This is a genomic window from Bacillus sp. FSL K6-2869, from assembly GCF_040869405.1.
Classification (GTDB): domain Bacteria; phylum Bacillota; class Bacilli; order Bacillales; family Bacillaceae; genus Bacillus; species Bacillus altitudinis.
Genome location: NZ_CP152035.1, coordinates 1,675,567 through 1,695,824, shown reverse-complemented (window position 1 = coordinate 1,695,824; position 20,258 = coordinate 1,675,567). Strand labels below are relative to the sequence as shown.

The 20,258-nt window shown below is 41.3% G+C and carries 18 protein-coding genes; all 18 read right to left on the bottom strand.

Features of this window, described 5'->3' with window-relative positions; genetic code table 11:
• Positions 1–77: 77 nt before the first annotated feature.
• The 18 genes from MHI58_RS08635 to MHI58_RS08550 all read right to left on the bottom strand — a co-directional run bounded on the left by MHI58_RS08635 (position 78) and on the right by MHI58_RS08550 (position 20,257).
• Positions 78–1,310, bottom strand: coding sequence for an MFS transporter (locus MHI58_RS08635; RefSeq protein ID WP_193804284.1), 1,233 nt, complete (start codon positions 1,308–1,310; stop codon positions 78–80).
• Positions 1,311–1,410: 100 nt separating this feature from the next.
• Positions 1,411–2,136: a GntR family transcriptional regulator gene (locus tag MHI58_RS08630; protein ID WP_008344706.1), complete on the bottom strand. Its 726-nt coding sequence runs from the start codon at positions 2,134–2,136 to the stop codon at positions 1,411–1,413.
• Between the two features lie 164 nt (positions 2,137–2,300).
• Positions 2,301–4,676, bottom strand: a complete 2,376-nt coding sequence (locus MHI58_RS08625) for a DNA translocase FtsK (RefSeq protein WP_045034290.1) — start codon at positions 4,674–4,676, stop codon at positions 2,301–2,303.
• A gap of 110 nt (positions 4,677–4,786) precedes the next feature.
• The gene (locus MHI58_RS08620) at positions 4,787–5,023 is read right to left on the bottom strand and encodes a YlzJ-like family protein (RefSeq protein ID WP_008344712.1); all 237 of its coding nucleotides are present in this window, start codon (positions 5,021–5,023) and stop codon (positions 4,787–4,789) included.
• A complete protein-coding gene (locus MHI58_RS08615) occupies positions 5,020–5,748 on the bottom strand; it encodes a ClpP family protease (protein WP_008344713.1) in 729 nt (242 codons plus the stop codon). Before MHI58_RS08615 ends, MHI58_RS08620 begins: the two co-directional genes overlap by 4 nt.
• Before the next feature lie 121 nt (positions 5,749–5,869).
• Positions 5,870–7,537, bottom strand: coding sequence for a ribonuclease J2 (gene rnjB, locus MHI58_RS08610; RefSeq protein ID WP_008344715.1), 1,668 nt, complete (start codon positions 7,535–7,537; stop codon positions 5,870–5,872).
• A gap of 171 nt (positions 7,538–7,708) precedes the next feature.
• Positions 7,709–8,575, bottom strand: a complete 867-nt coding sequence (gene dapA / locus MHI58_RS08605; protein ID WP_019744174.1) for a 4-hydroxy-tetrahydrodipicolinate synthase — start codon at positions 8,573–8,575, stop codon at positions 7,709–7,711.
• Between the two features lie 30 nt (positions 8,576–8,605).
• Positions 8,606–9,820 (bottom strand): aspartate kinase, encoded by a 1,215-nt coding sequence (dapG, locus tag MHI58_RS08600; RefSeq protein WP_025207348.1) that lies wholly within the window; start codon positions 9,818–9,820, stop codon positions 8,606–8,608.
• 92 nt (positions 9,821–9,912) lie between these two features.
• Positions 9,913–10,932 carry an aspartate-semialdehyde dehydrogenase gene (asd, locus tag MHI58_RS08595; protein WP_041090413.1) on the bottom strand — a complete coding sequence of 340 codons (1,020 nt, stop codon included), beginning with the start codon at positions 10,930–10,932 and terminating at the stop codon, positions 9,913–9,915.
• Positions 10,933–11,071: 139 nt separating this feature from the next.
• Positions 11,072–11,665, bottom strand: a complete 594-nt coding sequence (gene dpaB / locus MHI58_RS08590) for a dipicolinate synthase subunit B (protein WP_017367267.1) — start codon at positions 11,663–11,665, stop codon at positions 11,072–11,074.
• Positions 11,662–12,564 carry a dipicolinic acid synthetase subunit A gene (gene dpaA, locus MHI58_RS08585; protein WP_017359065.1) on the bottom strand — a complete coding sequence of 301 codons (903 nt, stop codon included), beginning with the start codon at positions 12,562–12,564 and terminating at the stop codon, positions 11,662–11,664. The genes dpaB and dpaA overlap by 4 nt, the downstream gene beginning before the upstream one ends.
• A 123-nt stretch (positions 12,565–12,687) precedes the next feature.
• Positions 12,688–12,960 carry a YlmC/YmxH family sporulation protein gene (locus MHI58_RS08580; protein ID WP_008344726.1) on the bottom strand — a complete coding sequence of 91 codons (273 nt, stop codon included), beginning with the start codon at positions 12,958–12,960 and terminating at the stop codon, positions 12,688–12,690.
• A 60-nt stretch (positions 12,961–13,020) separates the two neighbouring features.
• Positions 13,021–14,988, bottom strand: coding sequence for an asparagine synthase (glutamine-hydrolyzing) (gene asnB, locus MHI58_RS08575; RefSeq protein ID WP_082055565.1), 1,968 nt, complete (start codon positions 14,986–14,988; stop codon positions 13,021–13,023).
• Positions 14,989–15,000: 12 nt separating this feature from the next.
• Entirely contained in the window at positions 15,001–15,555 is a 555-nt protein-coding gene (locus MHI58_RS08570; RefSeq protein ID WP_041507274.1) for a hypothetical protein, read from the bottom strand.
• On the bottom strand, positions 15,524–16,519 hold the full coding sequence (locus MHI58_RS08565; RefSeq protein WP_045034288.1) for a hypothetical protein: 996 nt from the start codon (positions 16,517–16,519) through the stop codon (positions 15,524–15,526). Before MHI58_RS08565 ends, MHI58_RS08570 begins: the two co-directional genes overlap by 32 nt.
• 25 nt (positions 16,520–16,544) lie before the next feature.
• Positions 16,545–17,738 carry an acyl-CoA dehydrogenase family protein gene (locus MHI58_RS08560; RefSeq protein WP_045034287.1) on the bottom strand — a complete coding sequence of 398 codons (1,194 nt, stop codon included), beginning with the start codon at positions 17,736–17,738 and terminating at the stop codon, positions 16,545–16,547.
• Positions 17,704–19,014, bottom strand: a complete 1,311-nt coding sequence (locus tag MHI58_RS08555; RefSeq protein WP_052659628.1) for a hypothetical protein — start codon at positions 19,012–19,014, stop codon at positions 17,704–17,706. Before MHI58_RS08555 ends, MHI58_RS08560 begins: the two co-directional genes overlap by 35 nt.
• Entirely contained in the window at positions 19,001–20,257 is a 1,257-nt protein-coding gene (locus tag MHI58_RS08550; protein ID WP_052472179.1) for an ATP-grasp domain-containing protein, read from the bottom strand. The genes MHI58_RS08555 and MHI58_RS08550 overlap by 14 nt, the downstream gene beginning before the upstream one ends.
• Between the last annotated feature and the right edge of the window lies 1 nt (position 20,258).

Below are 20,258 nucleotides of genomic sequence, written 5' to 3'. Positions count from 1 at the left end.
TAGTTTAACTATCAAAATTTTACATGTCAATTTATAAAAAAGAAAAAAGATGGCAAAATACCGTCTTTTTTCTATGTTTAAACCGTTTTCAATTGTTCACTTTCATCCTTTTCATCTGGCTGGATGAAAAAGAGGACCAAAAATAATGATATGAGACTACATATGGTCGATAGAATAAAAACGATGGCGTCTCCTTTATCCATAAGAAATGCGTAAATTGGAGGTCCTAAAGCAACACCGATAAACCGCATACTGCTATAAAATGACGTAATGGTTCCGCACTGCTCTTTTTCAATCCCTTCTGTTATCAATGCATCAAGTGCTGGAAGCACAATGCCAATCCCTACGCCGCCAATACTTAAGCAGACAAACAACACGTAAAAACTGTGATTCCACCATAAAAATATATACGAAAGTGATAAAAGAGCCATACCAACGATGAGAAATATCCTCATTTTCCCCTTTTCTTTTCCGATTGTTCTCCCCGCAATGTATGAGCTGATTGATAAGAAAAGGAGCGGGATGCTTAGCAGCAAGCCTTTTTTGACACCCGTTATTTGATACGCTGCCTCTAGGTTATCTGACAAATAAAAGAGCACGCCAAAAAGAAGAAACATAATAAAACCGCCAATAGCAAAAATGGCATAAAGCCAGCGTCCTTCATGCTTAAAAATTGTCTTTGTTGATTTTAAAAACTCTTTAAATGTAGGCGGATCTTCCTCTTTCTTTGCGGATTCAACCATAAACAGTACCATCACAAAGCTGATGATTGAAAAGAATGGAATGAACCAAAACGGTACAAACCAAAACCAAGAAGCGAGAAGTGCCCCAATAATAGGACTTAGTACCTTTCCAGCTGTATTAGAAGTTTCAATTGCTCCAAGTCCTGCACTTACCTCTTCATCATCGTGAAACAAATCGCCAATAAACGGCATAACGACAGGTGCTGCCCCGGCTGAGCCAACTCCTTGAAGGACTCTGCCAAATAAAATCCACATATAGGGTTCTTTCATGATGGTTGAGGCAACAGCTGCCACAGCTCCTCCAAGTCCTGCGATTAAAAGACACGGCAAAAGTACCTTTTTCCGCCCAATTCGGTCAGATAAATAACCAGCAATCGGAATACACAAAATCGCCACAACGGAGTATACCGTAATAATGAGTGACACTTGAAAGGAAGTGATTGAGAGTTTCTTTTCTATCTCTGGTAATACGGGTATTAGCATCGAGTTCCCAAGTGTCATGATTAGAGGCACTGATGATAATGCAATAATATTCTTTTTACTGACCGTTTTCTCGCCCAACATCATTCACCCAATTCTATATACTGTTACGTATTAGTGTGGCATGTTTCACGAGTTTTATGTATAGACAAACAAAAAGCAACCGCCTATGGAAGCGACTGCTTTGTTAAAATCGTTTACGTATGACATGGAAGCTGAATTTATCCGCTCGAAAATAATTGAGCGAGTATAAGACCGGCTGATCATCTTGATCATAGTGCATTTGTTTCAGTAAGAGTAACGCTGTTTCTGGGTCACATTCTAATATCGGTGAAACCTGATCGTGATAACCAATCGGTTCGATGTCTGCCACTGCATATTTAATTCCACTGTGCGGTTCTCTGCCAAACAGCTCAAAAAGCGATTCTTCCTCATGAGTAAAAGAAGCGGGGAGATGTTTGACCGGAATTTTATCTAAACAATAGACGACTGGCTGTCCATCTGCTGTTCGAACGCGTTCCATTGAAAAAACCTTCTCGGATTCGTCACACTGAAAACGAATGACATCATTCTCTGTCGGCTCCCCTTCTTGTGAGGACAAAAAGATGGTACCTGGCGTCATATTGACCTGTTCAATCATTTTTGTAACACTTGTCAGCTGTTCAATGCCAGTAGAAAAAAGCGGTCTTGAGTTGACGAAAGTCCCCACACCATGCCTTCTTATTAAATATTTCTCTTCTTCTAATATACGAAGGGCTTCACGAAGTGTCGCTCTGCTCACGCCTAAAAGCTTTGAGAGCTCAAATTCAGAAGGCAGCTTTTCTTTTTCGGCATATACGCCTGTTTGAATATCTTCTTTAATACGGTCAATCACTTTCAAATATAAATGGCGATTGTCTGTTTTGGTCGACATGTTTTCCCTCCGTCTAATCAATGCAAATGATAAGATGAGAAATCTCTATTCCGAGATAAGATGAACATAACTATATCATGTTTTTGCAAATAAATAAATAGTCTGACATCCAGTTAACATAATCTTTATATCGTTAACTTTATGATGGGAAAGCTCTCTTCGAATTATGAAGAGAGCTCGTCATGTTGTTCTTTTGAAAGGAGGACTTCTCTCGGTTTACTTCCTTCATATGGTCCGACAACCCCGCGCTCTTCCATTGCGTCAATAAGACGTGCAGCACGAGTATAACCAATGCGGAACCTCCTTTGCAGCATAGAAACAGAGGCCGTCTGCATGCCAATGATCAGTTCAACTGCTTCATCATATAAGTCGTCGTCCACAGCCCCAAGCTGATCTTGCGTTTCTTCACTAGGGATCATTTCTTCTTGATATTGTGCTTTTTGCTGTGTGATGACATGATCAACGACATGTTCCACTTCTTCATCTGATAAAAAGGCGCCTTGTACACGAACTGGTTTGTTCGCACCGACCGGTAAGAACAACATATCCCCTCTGCCCAGCAATTTTTCTGCGCCTCCCATATCAAGAATGGTCCTTGAATCGGTTTGTGACGATACGCTAAATGCAATACGGGATGGAATATTGGCTTTAATGACACCAGTAATGACATCAACCGAAGGTCTCTGTGTGGCGATAATTAAATGAATCCCTGCAGCACGTGCCATTTGAGAAAGCCTTGTAATGGAATCTTCCACATCAGAGGAAGCAACCATCATTAAATCAGCAAGCTCGTCTACAATGACGACAATATAAGGGAGTTCTGGCTGCTTCGCCTCTTCTGATTGATTCATTCGTTTAATGTAATCATTGTACCCTTCAATATTTCTTGTGCCCGTATGCGAAAACAATTCGTAACGGCGCTCCATTTCACTCACCACTTTTTTAAGTGCCTGTGAGGCTTTTTTAGGATCGGTTACAACTGGAGCCAACAGATGCGGGATGCCGTTATAAACATTTAATTCGACCATTTTCGGGTCAATCATCATCATCTTCACTTCATGAGGTTTTGCTCTCATGAGAATACTTGTGATAATGCCATTGATACATACGCTTTTTCCGCTTCCTGTCGAGCCAGCCACAAGTAAATGCGGCATTTTGTTCATTTCAGCCAGCACAGCTTCACCAGAAATATTTCGGCCCAGTCCGATGAGTAGCTTGGCATTTGGGCGGTCATTTTGTTTCGATTCTAAAACCTCTTTTAAAGAAACCATCGCAATTTCTGCATTGGGAACTTCAATTCCGATGGCGGATTTGCCAGGAATCGGCGCCTCAATTCGAATGTCTTTTGCTGCTAATGCAAGGGCTAGATCATCACTCAAGTTGACGATCTTACTTACCTTCACGCCGACATCAGGGTATACTTCATATTTTGTGACGGCCGGCCCTAAATGAACTTGTGTCACTTTTGCTTTTACACCGAAGCTTTGGAAGGTCTTTTCAAGCTTTCTTGCATTTTCATAAATATTCTTCTTATCTGTTTGCTGACCTGAATGCTGCGGCTCAGCTAAAATATCAAGCGATGGCAGCTCATAATCCTTATTTTCAAGCTCCGTAAACGTCATAGGCGGAGCTTCTTTCGGTTCGTCCCCTGTATCATGAGACGGAGTGCCTTGTACAGTTTCTTGAAGAGGATCTGGCTCATTGACCGGCTGATCTTTTTGAACCGGCGGTGTGAGCATGTCATCTCGATCAGCAAAACTTGAGATAATCGGCTGACGATTGTCAGAAGCCTGCTCTTCTTCCTCGATCAAGATATGATCATGATCTTCTTCGGCCTCTTCTTGTATGCGTGAACGTTTTTTCTTTTCACTTGTTTTCTGCGCAGGTGCATTTTTTTTCGCCTTCCTTATGCCTTTCATATCTTCAATAAATGCTTTCCACTGCTTCACCAAAAATTGTGATACAGGCAGCGTCACTTTTTTGACCATTTCTTGCAGTGACCGGTTTGTGATTAGAACAATTCCGATCAGCATCAGCACAATGGCCATGATTTGCGACCCTGCTTGTGCAAACAAGAAATAGGAGGCCGCAAATAATACGGCACCGATCATACCGCCTCCTAAATCGGGCGAGCCTGTTTCACCTTTCATATCCATTAAGAATAACTCAAACGTATTTCTGATCACACTTTGAGAGCCTATCACGCCTGCAGCTGAAAGATGCTGAAAAAGCTTCACATGTGACAGAAGCAAGATACTCGCAATGATGCAGTATAAACCTGCTTTTCTTCTTGTCAGTAAATCAGGAATTTGTTTTTTCCAAAAGATCGTCACACCAAAAAGAAATAATCCGATAAGGCAGAGAATAAACCATTCACCTGCAAAGAATCGGAATAGATGTACAAAGGTTTGTCCAACTACACCTAGCTGTAAAATGGCAATGATCGCTATGGCAATACAGACTAACCCATTTAGTTCATATTTCAGTTTTAGTTGTTTATTTTGTTTTTTTCTTGTTTTACGTTTTCTCTTTTTCGCCATACTCATCACCTTACTACAAAAGAAAATATAACCTACGAAAAGATCAGAAAGAAAGCAGCCTGGTTTTGGCTGCATCTTGTTGTAAGTTTTCCCTTTATTATAGCATAGAATCATTCATATGAGTCGGTTTGATTGGTGCCTAAATGTAACTTCAATCGCTTACCTGGTGCAAGCTCTTGATTCAAAAAGTCCATTGGATTCGTACTCATCACTTGAACGATTTCCGCTTCATCTTCTTTCATTTCAACCATCACTGGCACGCCCTGAATGTTTACCTGCTGGAGTTTGCGTTCTCCTTGTTCCTCAGCGTAAATGGCTTCATAAGGCATAGGTGTATATAAAATCATTGGATCAGCCCCTCGTTTTGTGCAGCCCGTTCTCCAATAAGCTCGTTCAGCTTTTTAATCGCTTGTCCAACGCCGCCGACTTCATGCATCAGTCCGTATTCAGCCGCCTCATGGCCAACGACATTTGTCCCGATGTCTCTTGTTAGATTGCCTTTAGAGAACATAAGCTCTTTAAATTTCTCTTCTGTAATGTTTGAGTGACTCGTGACAAAATTAATGACTCTTTCCTGCATTTTATCTAAGTATTCAAAGGTTTGCGGAACACCGATGACTAGACCGGTTAAGCGTACAGGGTGAATGGTCATCGTTGCTGTTTCGGCAATGTATGAATAATCACACGATACGGCGATTGGGACCCCAATAGAGTGGCCGCCGCCAAGCACTATGGATACAGTCGGTTTGGATAAAGAAGCGAGCATTTCCGCAATGGCTAGTCCTGCTTCTACATCGCCGCCCACTGTATTTAAAATGATAAGAAGTCCTTCAATTTTTGGGTTTTGTTCAACTGCTACGATTTGTGGAATGACATGTTCGTATTTGGTTGTTTTATTTTGTGGCGGCAGCTGCATGTGCCCTTCAATTTGTCCAATAATAGTCAGGCAATGTATGTTTGTATCTTGTGACAACTGCGGGACGGCTGTTTCACCAAGCTGTTGTATTTTGCTCATAATGCTATCTTTTTCTTCTGGTTTTCGCTCAGGCTGCTGTTCATTCTGTTCGTCCATTTGTCTCCATCCTTTCCTAAAAACTCTCCTCCTATTATGAACAAGATCGTCACATTCCATCCGCATTCATCATGTCACATCAAAAAAGCCCAAAGAGCTTGTGCTCTTTGGACTTTTCTCATCACACTTCCATAATAATTGGAATGATCATTGGCTTACGTTTTGTTTTTTCATATAGGAATTGATTTAGTACATCGCGCATGGATTGTTTCAGTGTTGACCATTCAACAATTGAGTTTTCCGTTTGCTCTTTCACAATCCCTTTGACCATTTCTGTTGCTTTCACAATCAGCTCTTCGGATTCTCTTACATAAACAAATCCTCTTGTGATGATCTCAGGTCCAGAAATTAATTGTTTCTTTTGTTTATCGAGCGTAATGACCACAATTAAGATGCCATCTTGAGACAATAGGCGTCTATCACGTAAGACAATATTCCCAATATCACCAACACCAAGACCGTCGATCAAAATGTTCCCTTGATGTACTTTTTCACCGATTTTGACGTTTTGACCTCTAAATTCCACAACATCCCCTTTATCAATTAAGAAAATGTCGCTTCGTTTCATGCCCACTTCTTCAGCAATACGAGAATGTGCTTTTTGCATGCGATATTCGCCGTTTACTGGAATTAAATACTTTGGCTTCAGTAAGTTCAGCATGAGCTTTAACTCTTCTTGACAGCCATGTCCAGATACATGCACACGTTTTTGAGCAAAAATCACTTGTGCTCCGCTTCTTGTAAGGAAATCCACCGTTTTGGAATAGGTGAGTTCTTGTCCTGGAAGAGGTGTGGACGCAATCACAACCGTGTCATCTTTTTCAATATGAAGCTGTTTGTGATTTTGTTTCGCCATTTTTGTTAAAGCAGCGAGAGGCTCACCGTGGCTTCCTGCTGTGAGAATGACCACACTGTTTTTCGCCATTTTTTTCACTTCTTGGACTGGAACAAATAATTCTTCGTCTGCTGTCACATAACCAAGTTTGATCGCAAGCTGAAGCGTTGTCATCATATTTTTCCCTGCTACTGCAAGCTTACGGCCATTTTGGTTTGTGGCATTAATGATCTGCTGTACACGGTTAATATTTGATGAAGATACAGCGACAATCACACGATTTTCAGCATTGTACATCGCATTTGAGATTTCGTCTTGGACGAGCGCCTCAGAAGGTGTATAGCCTGGTTTTTCAGCATTTGCACTGTCTGAAAGAAGTGCTAAAACGCCATTGTTTCCAATTTTCGCAATCTCTCCGATGTCACAGGCTTGGTTAAGCGCTGGGGTTTGATCAAATTTAAAATCACCTGTGCATACGATTGAACCAAGAGATGTTTTGAAGCTGATTCCGACTGAATCAGGAATACTGTGATTCGTTCTAAAGAATGATACCTTTGTTGTTTCAAATGTAATGACTGACTTTGCATGAACCTCACGCAAATCAGCTTTTTGATTGAAGCCGTATTGCTTTAACTTTTCTCGAAGTAACGCAAGGGTCAGCTTCGTGCCGTAAACTGGTACAGACAATTTACTTAAGCAATGGAATACGCCTCCGATTGCTTCATCATGTCCGTGGGTAAGAAAAATTGCTTTCACCCGATCAGCTCGTTCTGTTAAATAAGAGATATCAGGAATGACCACGTCAATGCCTAGCATTTCGTTTTCTGGATGCATGAGTCCTGCATCTACAACATATATGTCGGAATCAATCTCAATGACATATAAGTTTTTCCCGATTTCTCCAACGCCTCCCAGTGCAATAATTCTTACGTTCTCTGTATTTTTCTTTTTCAAAATTCTTATCCTCCTAGTCTCAAGCCCGTCCATCATCGCTTAATGCTATTATAACTGAATCTAATTTTAGAAAACAAGATGAAGTCACATTTTAAGAAAGTGTTTATGTATAAAAAACGGTCATACTCAGGGACATCTGAGAATGACCGCTTACGAATTTTTTTGTTTTGATCAGCTGTTTAATACGCTGCTTAAATTCAGTCTTTCTTCTTCTGATAAAGGTAAAAGCGGGAGTCGAACGGATCCGACATCTAATCCTTTCAGCTGAAGAGCTGTTTTGACAGGCGTTGGATTTGGCGCTGAGAACAGCTGGTTCATGATCGGCACCAGCTTTTGATGAATCAATGCCGCATTCGCTGTTTGTCCTGAAGCGTAGCTTTTTAACATTTGTTGCATATCAAGGCCTACGATATGAGAAGCCACTGAGACGACTCCTCTTGCACCAATCGCAACCGCAGGAAGCGTTAGGCTGTCGTCACCAGAGTAAACGTCAAAATCTTCTGGTGTCTCTGCAATGATTTTTGTCATGGCATCTAGATCACCGCTTGCTTCTTTGATTGCGACAATGTTCGGTATTTGCGCAAGCTTAATCGTTGTTTCTGGTGCTAATGAAGCAACCGTTCTTCCTGGTACATTGTAAAGCATGACAGGAAGAGATGTAGACTCGGCAATTGCTTTAAAGTGTGCATACATGCCTTCCTGTGATGGCTTGTTGTAGTAAGGTACGACAAGCATCACTGCATCAACGCCCGCTTCTTCTGCTTTTTTCGTTAGTTTAATAGACGCATTTGTGTTATTACTGCCTGTTCCTGCAATGATTTTACAACGACCATTTGCTAATTTCACCGATTGCTGAAAAAGAGCGACTTTTTCTTCAGTCGATAAAGTTGGCGATTCGCCTGTTGTCCCTGCAACGACTAAAGAGTCACTGCCGTTTTTTAACAAGTAATCAATGAGAATTGATAGCTTTTGGAAATCAATGTTGCCCTTTTTATCAAAAGGTGTAATCATAGCTGTTGCGATATTTCCGAAATTCATTTTTTTCACCTCATCATGATTCAATCACATTTATCTTGAAAGTTCAAACACTTCATGAAGGGCATTGACAGCCGCTCTCATGTTTTCTTCGTTCACTAACACCCAAATCGTCGTATGACTGTCAGCGGACTGTAAGATCGGAATATTTTGCTCAGAAAGTGCAGATACAATTTTAGATGTGACACCTGGTACACCCATAATGCCTGCTCCAACAGCTGATACCTTTGCACAGTTTGTCGTGACAATCGGCGTATAGCCTAGATCTTTTAGGATCGCCGTTGCTTTTTCAGTCATTGCACCTGTCACCGTATAGACGATTTCGCTCGGTGTAATGTTGAAGAAATCGACACTGATTTGGGCATTTGCCATTGCTTTAAAGACTTCTGTTTGTACGCTGTACTGCCCCTCTTTAGCTGGGACTTTGATTTGTGTGACATCATTGACATGTGCAATACCCGTAATCAGGCGGTCGTACACATCATGACTCATTTTATCTGAGTAGTGCGATGTCACGAGTGTGCCCTCATCATCAGAGTATGTTGAACGGACCCTCATTGGTACTTTTGCTTGCATGGCAATTTCAACAGCTCTCGGGTGAATGACTTTTGCCCCTTGGTATGCGAGGTTACAAATTTCTGTGTATGTCACGACTCTCAGTGGTTTTGCATTTTCTACGATACGAGGATCTGCTGTCATGACCCCTTCTACATCTGTAAAAATATCGATGAAATCTGCCTGCAATGCAGCGCCTAACGCAGCAGCTGACGTATCACTGCCGCCTCGTCCGATTGTTGTCACGTCTCCATTTTTTGCAGCGCCTTGGAATCCAGCAACGACAACCACATCATGCTCTGAAAGTGCCGCCTCAAGACGTTCACACTTCATGTCAATAATTTTCGCATTTGTATGTTCTTTATCTGTCACAAAGCCTGCCTGTGATCCAGTCATCGCTACAGCCTTTAGCCCGTTTTCATTCAGCATACTTGAAAAAACAACAGCTGAAATATTTTCTCCGCAAGACACGAGTAAATCTTTTTCTCGGTTTGTCATATGCTGCGCACTGCCGTAAAGCAGACCAAGAAGTGTATCTGTCGCATAAGGATCGCCTTTTCGTCCCATCGCAGACACGACAACGACCGATTTATAGCCTTTCTCTTTTGCAGATAAGATATGTGCAAGTGCCCTTTTTCTCCCTTGATCATCTTTGACAGATGTACCGCCAAATTTTTGGACAATTATTTTCACTGTTTTCACTCCAAGTTCATTCTGACGTAACAGAAGAGAGTAGGCGAAAGATGCCTAACTCTCTTCTATTCGTCCTCATCATCCATTGAATGTTAAACTAATTTTAATGCTCGTAAGCTTTCTGCAATTTGAACGGAGTTCCATGCAGCGCCTTTTAGCAGGTTATCAGATACAATCCACATATGGAAGCCATTTGGACGATCCAAATCCTTCCGAATGCGGCCGACAAATACGTCGTTTTTACCAACAGCATCTGCAGGCATTGGATAAATTTGCTGAGACGGATCATCTTGTAATGTGATGCCTGGTGCATCTTTTAGGATGGACTTGATGTCATCAACCGTTGCGTCATTTGATTCAAGTTCAACGTAAACTGATTCTGAATGACCCGTTTCAATTGGTAGTCTCACACATGTTGCCGCTACTTCCAGCTCTGGCAAGTGCATGATTTTTTTCGTTTCATTGATCATTTTCATTTCTTCAAATGTATAGCCATTGTCTTGGAATTTATCAATTTGCGGAATCGCATTAAAGGCAATTTGATAAGGCATGACTTCTGGTTTCACATCTTCTTTATTTAAAATGGCTTGCGACTGGCTGTACAGTTCGTCAATGGCTTCATGTCCTGCACCTGATACTGCTTGGTAAGTAGACACAATGACTTTTTTCATGCCATACGCTTGACGAAGCGGTTCTAGCGCCGCCACCATTTGAATCGTTGAACAGTTAGGGTTTGCAATGATCCCTTGATGGTCATGCAAATCTTTTTCGTTTACCTCTGGTACGACAAGAGGGGTATTTTCGTCCATACGAAAAGCACTTGTATTATCGACAACAATTGCACCTCGTTTGACTGCTTCAGGAGCTAGCGCTTTGGAAACATTTCCTCCCGCACTGAATAGTGCAATATTGACCCCTTCAAAGCTTTCAGGTGTTGCTTCTTGAACGGTATACTCTTGACCTCTGAATGTCACTTTTGTTCCAGCAGAACGTTTTGAGGATAGTAGAGTAAGTGTATCCATTTCAAAATCTCTGTCAGCTAGTGTTTTTAACATTTGTTGACCGACAGCTCCAGTCGCTCCAACTACAGCTACATGCAATCCTCTTCCCATCAGTAAAACTCCTTCCGACCCATCCATGATTCTTTTCTTTCGGATGGCCATCCTATGACTTTTTACATTTTATTTTACCATAGAAAAGCAAGGCTTGAAGTACCTTTTTTGAATCTTTCATGATTTTCTAGTGAATCTATTATTCGTTTGATCCAATTAAAATGGGCTGAATTTGTCTATGCTCGAGCGCCTCTTCTACTGTTTTCGTCAGTAGATCCATATGCGCTACCATGGAAGTCGGTTTTTTGAATGGATCATCTTGGCCGAATGGAATAAAGAAAATGTTCTTTGTCGACATGAGTCTCATGAGATTTGTACCATTTAAACCTAATGCATCATTGGTGGAAATGCCTAAAACGACAGGGCGATGATTACGAATAGTAGCCTTAGCAGCCATTAAGACTGGACTGTCTGTCAGTGCATTTGCAAATTTCGCCATTGAATTGCCTGTTAAAGGCGCAATGACCATACAATCAAGTGGAAGCTTAGGTCCGAGTGGCTCTGCTTTGACGATTGAGTCAATCGCTTGAAATCCTGTCAGCTTCTCAATCCGCTCAATCCAGTCCGCTCCTTCTCCGAATCTCGTATTTGTATTTTGCACCGTATACGACACGACAGGACGCACTTCTGCCCCTTCTTTCACGAGTGATTCGATTTGCGGAAAAACGGCTTCGTACGTGCAGTGGGAACCTGTTAAACCAAAGCCGATTCTTTTCCCTTTTAGTGTTGTCATGATTCCATCCCCCTTTTTTCCTCCGCAAGTTCACATAAGAGCCCAGAAAGCACTTTTGCAATGATCTGCCCGGCTGTCTTTGGTGCCACAATTCCTGGAAGTCCTGGTGCAAGAAGCGCCTTCACCCCATGCTTTTGTGCAAAGTCAAAGTCTGTTCCACCTGGGCGGGAGGCGATATCCAAAATGAGTGTCTTTGGTGTCATGCTAACGATGACAGATGAATCTAATACTAAGCTTGGAATCGTATTGATGATGATGTCGACATCCGTTACTTCATCTTTTAAACGGTCCATTGAAAATGGATCAAGTCCCATCTCAAAGGCTCGCGCTAAATGGGCTGTATCCGCAGCACCAACTTTCACTTCCGCACCTAGCGCCCGAAATGTGCGGGCAATGGTGAGCCCTGTTCGACCAAGCCCGAGAACAGCGACATGTGACCCATGAATCGTATAATCCGTTTGCTGAATGGCCATCATGATAATCCCTTCAACTGTTGGAATAGAGTTATATATGGCAATATCATCTCGCTCAAACAGCTTCACAAGCTTCCGGTTCACCTGCTTTGCCATATTGTCTAAGTACATATTAGAAATACCTGAGTACAAGGTACAATGTGCAGGGGTTCTTTCTAAATATTTAGCTTCTAGCACGACCTTCTCATTTGAAAAAACGGTGGCAACGACCCCTTCGTCTGTAGCACCTGATACCGGAAGGATCATACTGTCTACCTGCTCAAATGGAAGCTCTGACATTTTCAGCTTTTCAGCACCAATAAATCCATGATCCAGCTGATCAAATCCGACCAAAAACACTTTGGCATGCTGCTGTGACAGCTTGCGAATGATTTCAAGCTGCCTAGCATCTCCCCCGATCACTGCAACCGTTAAACCGCTCAACATACTGACCGTTCACCTTCTTTATTTAAAAAAGTCTGTAATATTTTCCGAATCTCCCTTTCAGCATATGAGGAGAGGATTCAGCCTGTGAACAAATCGGAGAGAGAAAAGAAAAAGAGCACCCTTTTATGATGGGTGCTCTTTTTCTCCGTGCGGCTGAAGTTCTTCAGGCACATCGAGAATGATCATATCTGATCCTATTTTTTGAATGTGATTCCACGGAACGCGGATGTCATTTCCTTGTTTTCGAAAGCCAAACCATTTGACGGAAGGTATGATGAGTGCTGTAATTTGACCGTCCTGTTCATTTATTTCAAGGTCGGTTTGTCCAAGCACGCCAAGCCGCTCCGCTCTTTTAATATCGACGATCTCTTTTCCTGACAGCTCACTCAGCCTCAAAATCGCATCACTCCCTTCCATATCATATATGCAGCAGGAAGGGGGAATAGACCGGGCCTCTTAATGACTAGTTTGGAGCGGAAGACGCGCCCCTTTGATATAGTGATCATGCCATAATTCCAAGTTGTAAAGCATCCACACTTTTTGGTCCGCTCCATTTTTGTTCTTCTGATTCGAATGATGTCGCAAAAATTGTTCTAGCGGCTCTTTTTGAAATAATTGTGTTGCAAAGCTTTGTTGATCAAGAAGTTTCTCTTCGATTTCTTCCATTCTTTTGTTCATCCAATGATACACCGGAACCGGAAAACCCATTTTTCTTCTATATAATATACGCTTATCCACCGTTTGCTCCATTGTCTTTTTCAACATATATTTCGGAATATCTTGGACCTCACTTGTTTTAAGGCTCGACTGGAAAAATGCTTGCACTTTGCTAGGTAGCCCTTTATAAGGAAGTTTGTACTTGAAAGGCATATCGTTGACAAATTGGATGATGCGATGATCAAGAAACGGTACACGTGCTTCTAGTCCGTGTGACATCGTCATCATATCAAGCCGGTCTAACAAGTTGGGTAAATGAATTTGTTGAAATAAATAGAGCAGTTTGTTTTCATACGACGCCCCTTCCATCTCTTTAAAGCAATGGGCGATCAATTGATTCATGTGCAAATCAGCAGAATCAATTGAATGAGCTTGCTGACCTAAAAGCTGCTCTTTTTCGCTATCCGTAAACCAAGCATATCTTTTTTTATAATGTTCCATTTCCCCATCAAGATGGATAAATTGATGCACCTGCTGCTGAAAGGACGGTTCAAATAATACCTTTGAAAGGATCGATGACAGCTTTCGGTTTTTTTGAAGCCATAAAATTTTACGCCAATCTGAAGGACTCCTAAATACACGTCCATACCCTGCAAACAATTCGTCCGCTCCTTCACCACACAAAACAACCGTTACATGTTTTTTTGCTTCACGTGACATATGGTAAAAAGCGACTTCATGAGGAATGGAAAGAGGATGATCTCTTCGTTTCACAACTTCTGGCAATAATTGAAAGTATTCTTCTTCACTCATTCGATGTGAGTGAAGCTTGACGTTGTATTGTTCTGCTGCGAGCTTGGCATAGCTTTCTTCAGAAAAGCCTTCCTCTTCAAAGCTGGTCGAAAAACAGTGAATATTCTCGTTCACATATTTGGACATCAAAGCAACAATCGAAGTCGAATCCACTCCTCCACTCAAAAAAGCTCCTACAGGTACATCAGACATCATTTGTTTTTGCACACTATCTTGAAGTAATTCAAACAATCCCTTTTGATAATAACGTTCTCCCCTGTCAATTCCATCAGATGGGAAAGGATATTGCCAATAGGCCTCTTTTGTCATTCCTGTTTCATCTATTTTCAAGATGACACCTGGGGGTAATGTTTGAATTCCTTGAAAGAAAGTTTGCTCGCCGATCGCATAACGGAAGGATAAATAACTAAGGACAGCCTCAGGCTGAATGGCAATTTGTATATCTGGATGCTGAAGAAGAGCCTTCATTTCCGATCCGAAAATAAGCCCTCCTCTACATTCTGAAACATAAAGCGGTTTAATCCCAGACCGGTCTCTAAATAAAAAGAATTCTTTCTTCTTTTGATCCCATATCGCAGCTGCAAACATTCCATTTAATTGCTCAATAAAAGAAATCCCATATTCTTCATAGCCATGAACAAGTACTTCTGTATCTGTCAGCGTACGAAACGTATGACCTTTATTCCATAAGTCCTCTCTTAGTTCTTGGAAATTATAAATCTCGCCATTTAAAATCACACAAATAGACTCATCTTCATTTGTTATTGGCTGCGGTCCAGATTGAATATCGATAATGGAAAGCCTCGTATGAACCAAACCAACTGAGTCGTCTTGATATACACCACTATCATCAGGTCCACGCACACTAAGTACGTTTTTCATCTTCAGTAAGATGTGTGGATCAAGTGGTGCTTTGTTAAAATGACAATAACCTGCAATGCCGCACATAGACATGGCTCCCTTCCATCAATGATCTGACTGCTGGATCGTCATTGCGAAAATATGCATAAATGGATTATCTTGAAAACGGATTTCATCAAAAACGATTTTTTGCGAGAAGGAAAGCGAATCAATCCATAGGTTTGATGTCAAATGATGATTGATGCCGGCTACCGTATGAATATAATCAAATGCATAAGCCAATCGATCATCAAATGCAGGTTCACGTTCAATCACATCGGTTAATGAAAGACGAGACTCCAAGACAACGGTCCCCTCTCGTAATAATGTCATCTTTTCGTAGAGATTACCATTAGATGAACAGCCAACGACATGGAGCGCTTCTGCTTCAACTGCCTGAAGTTGAATAGACTGACCCTCTAATTCAATATTGTCTCCTTGATCTTGATAAATGAACTGAAAAGGAATGCCTTCGACCAAAGAGTCTTTCACGTTCATGACCAACTCAGCCGGCAAAGAAGCCCCGCCAATGGTTAATTGGCCTTTTTCATATTCATTTTGATATGTGATGCCTCTGTTATTGACATAATCATGAAGAGTGAGGGGTTGATAGGTTTTCATTTTGAATCACCTCTTTTAGTTGCGTGAGAAGGCTTGTCTCCACTTCTAATGTTTTTTGAAACCGATTCGACGTCCTTTCAATCATACTGCGAGGATTTTTGCTGAGGCCGACTCTAGCTGTAAAATTAGCAAGCACTGTCCAGCTTTGATAAGCATCTTCAAATGCTTGAATAAGGGGTTGTAAATGCTCATTTTCATATGATGATAAAAATGTCACCATATGTTTTCTGGAGTTGGCGACATCCTTTAGTCCTTCAAAATAAACATTGTCTAATAAATTACCATTTTCATCACCTTTGATACTATCTATATAATCTCTTTGAATGACTGAAATTGCATCAAGACCTGTGATAGCTCCAGGCAATTCAAAATGTGGCGGTGCACCTTCTAATATGGCGATATGCTCTTTTAAAACTTTCATTACATCCGGTTCTTTCTCAAGATCAACCTGTTTGATCCATTTATAACGATTTTCGGTTCGAGGCGTATGTTCGTAGACAGAGCGTGCGGCTTTCATCAAATGTTCTTTACTCAATGTGCCATGATAAGAATAAGCATGGTCACTGATCACTACATGATCATCATTCACCTCAAGTACTTCCAATGTATGATATCCATGTTCTCTTTCAAAAAATGGACAGTACGGTAATTCAAATATATCTAAAGAAACAGACACAGTGCCTCTCTCAGGATGCTGTTTAAATATCCGATTCATATAGAGGTCTAATTCCTCTTCGGTGTAAAAAATTTCTTCTAAATGAATGCCATTATGATGCAGAATATCTTCACGAAAATGTTTAAAGGAACCGATCAAAACAAATCCTTGGTCTTGAGATCTATAAACAAGACCAGCTTGCCTCCAAATCCTGTCGATTTGAATTCCTTGTCTAAGAAGCATGGCTGCAATCGTTAATTGTGAACAGTTTAAATAATTGTTTCGGTAAATAGGTGCTGCAGTAGCCACATATGTCTCCTCCTTTTTTCCGCCATCATACCCAGCGATTTTTTAACGGGATAATGCCCAGCTCTTTTTTCGCAATCACTTCTTTTAATACATCTTCTGAAGGTGGATGAAATTTTGCCGCTTTCACATCTCGGCTTAATCGCTCGAGCAAAGATCCTTGCTGTAATGAAGAAAAACCCTCGACCTGAGAAGCCAGCTCCACAATTTCTTCTGCCGCCTGCGTCACAAAGTGTTTAGTAATCAGCGTCTTCGTATACAACTCACTCGAGTAATGAGTTTGTTTCTTTTCTCGATCTGCTTGCTGGGCACAGGCCATGAGCTGAGAATGTGCAACATCTAATTTCATTTTCATATCTGCAATACGAAATTGTTGACCTGGTAAAAAGGCTGATTTTTTCTTAGAAATTCGATCATTCCTTTTATATGCCATACCGAGGGCATGTTCATATGCTGCCTTTGCAATCCCATAATAAACAGCGGTAACAGCTAAACGAAACCAATAGATTAAATGTTCAGTATCTTCTATTGCGTAGCCTTCACGCCCGATGAGCTGATGATCGGGTATAAACACTTGATCAAAATGAATGTGATGACTCATCGATGCTCTCATTCCCGAATAATTCCACGATTCCTCCACCGCAGCACCTTCACTCGGTAATGTCATTAAGAGCGCCGTCATTCCATATTGAGATGTACATGACGACGGGGCATACTCACAATAGATTGGCAAATATTTAATGCGCGGTGCACCTGTCACGGTAAACTTAGTTCCACTCACAAGATATCCGCCATCTGTTTTTTCGGCGGTGATGGTTGGAATTCCCTCCATTTGCTTTCGCTGATAAATAAAAATCACATTCGGGTCGCTGACAGAAGCGATGAACTCTCCTGAATGCCGAATATCGTCAAATACCGAAGCCTGCTGCTCATTTGTCAGCACTTCAGAAAATGCGCCGAGCGAATAGTAATGCATCGCCATAATGAGGCCTGTTGACGCACACCCTTTAGATATGTGTGACAACAAGGTGATCGTTTCTTCAAATCCATATCCAAGACCTCCGTCTTGTTTCGGCATATTGGCGACATGTAATCCACAATCAATCAGCTCGTCTAGATTCTGATGTGGGAACCGAGATTCGGCATCCAGCCGCCCTGCTCTTTCTGAAAATTGGTGAATGAGACGATCAATCGTTTCTTGTCGAAGCTCTGTCAGTTTCATTTCCACCCCTCCTTTGTCTAAAGAGTGATCTATTTTGTTTCCATAAGAGATCTTCCGGGGTCCCTCTATCTCGCACAACATAATCGTTCCCCTCAAACAACAGTAGCTCAAGCGGAGAAGAATGACCTAAAAATAAGGTAGGGCTGTAGCTCAGTCCATATGCACCAGATTTCTCAATACAAAGAAGATCCCCTACTTCCCCTTGCGGAAGCTCCACCTGCCTGCCAATTAAGTCTTCTGGTGTACAAAGCGGACCAACAATTGATTGTTTCACTACGTCTGCGGTGTTGCTGGAATGTTTAATAAGCCGCATAGGGTAATTATTGCGGAGCAGTCTGCCTCTAAACGTCATCGCTTGATGATGATGCATCCCGCCATCTGCTATTAAAAACGGCTGCCCTTTTGATTCTTTTACATATTGTATGGTTGTTAAATAAACACCACATTCTGCTAAAAGAAATCTCCCCATTTCTATAATAAACCTCGGAAATTCAAGCTCAGTTTCATATGATCTAATCAAATCCGCTACGTGTTGAAATAGCCTTTCAGCATGAAGCGGGGTTTCATGCTGAAAATACGGAATGCCAAAACCGCCACCTAAATCAACCATCTGGCATGTTCGTCCATATTCATTCTTGATTCGAACAGCTGTATTAAGTGTGTATTCAAACGATGATAAAAGCGATGTTTCATCAAGAACTTGAGTCCCCAGATACATATGGATACCTTTAAATAGCAGCGAATGATCATACTTCTGAAACAGATCAAATACATCATTCAGTTTAGATTCATCTATTCCAAACGGACTTGGAACTCCGCCCATTTTTATTTTGGCCCGTGACTCAATTGATTCTGGATTGATCCGAATGCCTACTGATGCCTGCTTGTCTTGACGTTTTGCAGACTCAGCGATGTAGGTGAGTTCTTCCTTAGATTCGGCGATAATACAATAGATCTCATGCTGAACAGCGGTATCAATCTCTTCCTTCTGCTTACCCGGTCCAGAAAAAATGATATGCTGCGGTGAATAACCTGCTTTTATCGCCATGAAAAGCTCTCCTTCAGAAGCCACTTCTATACCAGCTCCAAAAGACCGTAACAATGATGCAATCGAGACATTTCCATTGGACTTAAATGAAAAGAACACCTCAGCTGTTTGATGGAGCCATGATGTAATGTGCTCATAGTGCTCTTTCAATGCATCTCCATCGTATACATACATCGGCGTCCCATAACGATTCGCTTTCTCTAAGAGCGTAAAGTCATTTTCCAGCACTACTCCTCCTCCTTTCTGATGAAAATTCCATCTCATCAAACATGGTCAGCATATGAATCTGCTTGTCCTTCTTCATATGGTAAAACAAGATAAACAATCGATAGTGCCACATATCATCAGATCTCGTCTTACCAAAAGTATAAATAAAGAACCCGCCATCTTCTCCCGGATTAAGTGCTTCTGTTACCTCCGTTAAGACATCTTCAAATGGCAGGTCAGCGCGGCATGAGAATCTTTTAAAGCGGCTTTCGATATATTCGTAGGTTGAAAAAAAACGACAAATCAGTGGGAGTAAATAAGTGACCTGTGTGAACCGGGCATTTATTTCGATGATCGGTATGAGCTGTTCATTTTCATCAATAATTGAATCGACACCAACCACACCACGATACCCTTCATCATAAAGAAGCTCTATGATTCGATGCATACTTGCTTCGTATTCACGTTTTTTATCCAATTCATATACAGGCGCAAAATCCGTCCCTAAGTAAATGCCGTCCTCATTAATTTTCTGCTCTGTAATGGAGAGTAAGTGTGACCCCTTCTCTTGAATGAGCAATTGGGCATTTAAGGAGCGTTTAATCGGATGCCATCCCTCTAAGAGCAAATCCGTTTCGATATTCCTTCTTTCAATAAAGGTCAGCAGCTGCATAAATTCTCGGTCATTTTTTAAAATACGCAGCCCCTTCCCAGATGATCCATAAGGTATTTTCAGAACCATTTTGGAGAAATTCTTCGCCTTTAATTCTTCATACGTCTGTTTTAATTCGTCAGCATGATGACAGATAGCGCCGCACGTGACGTTAAACAGATGTTCTTCTGCCCATCTTCTAGTAGAAATCTTATGATTGAACTGCTTTACGAGTGTAGCATCTGAGCCGTATATCGTTCTTTTTTCAATCAATGCTTCTTTTTCAAGGGATTCATCTAAAAGATACGGTACAATCAGTCCATTTAATTTAAATGCTTGGTCTAGTTGAGTCATATGCGGAAGCTGGACACCTTGATTTTCCAAATAGGCTAAAAAAGCTTTATCAGGCTGATGATGCAAGATGACATGATGCTCTTTAGATGCAATCAAAAGCAGTTGTTGTTCTTGCTGAAGAACCAGATCATTTTGAACATGGTCTGTCATGACTGGTAACGCTCTTGTTTGATCCCAGCTTTGTTCTTGATTCATATTTCCATACCAAATCACGTCATTTCTTCCCTTAAAATCAAATAGCGATGCCGGATCTTTCATG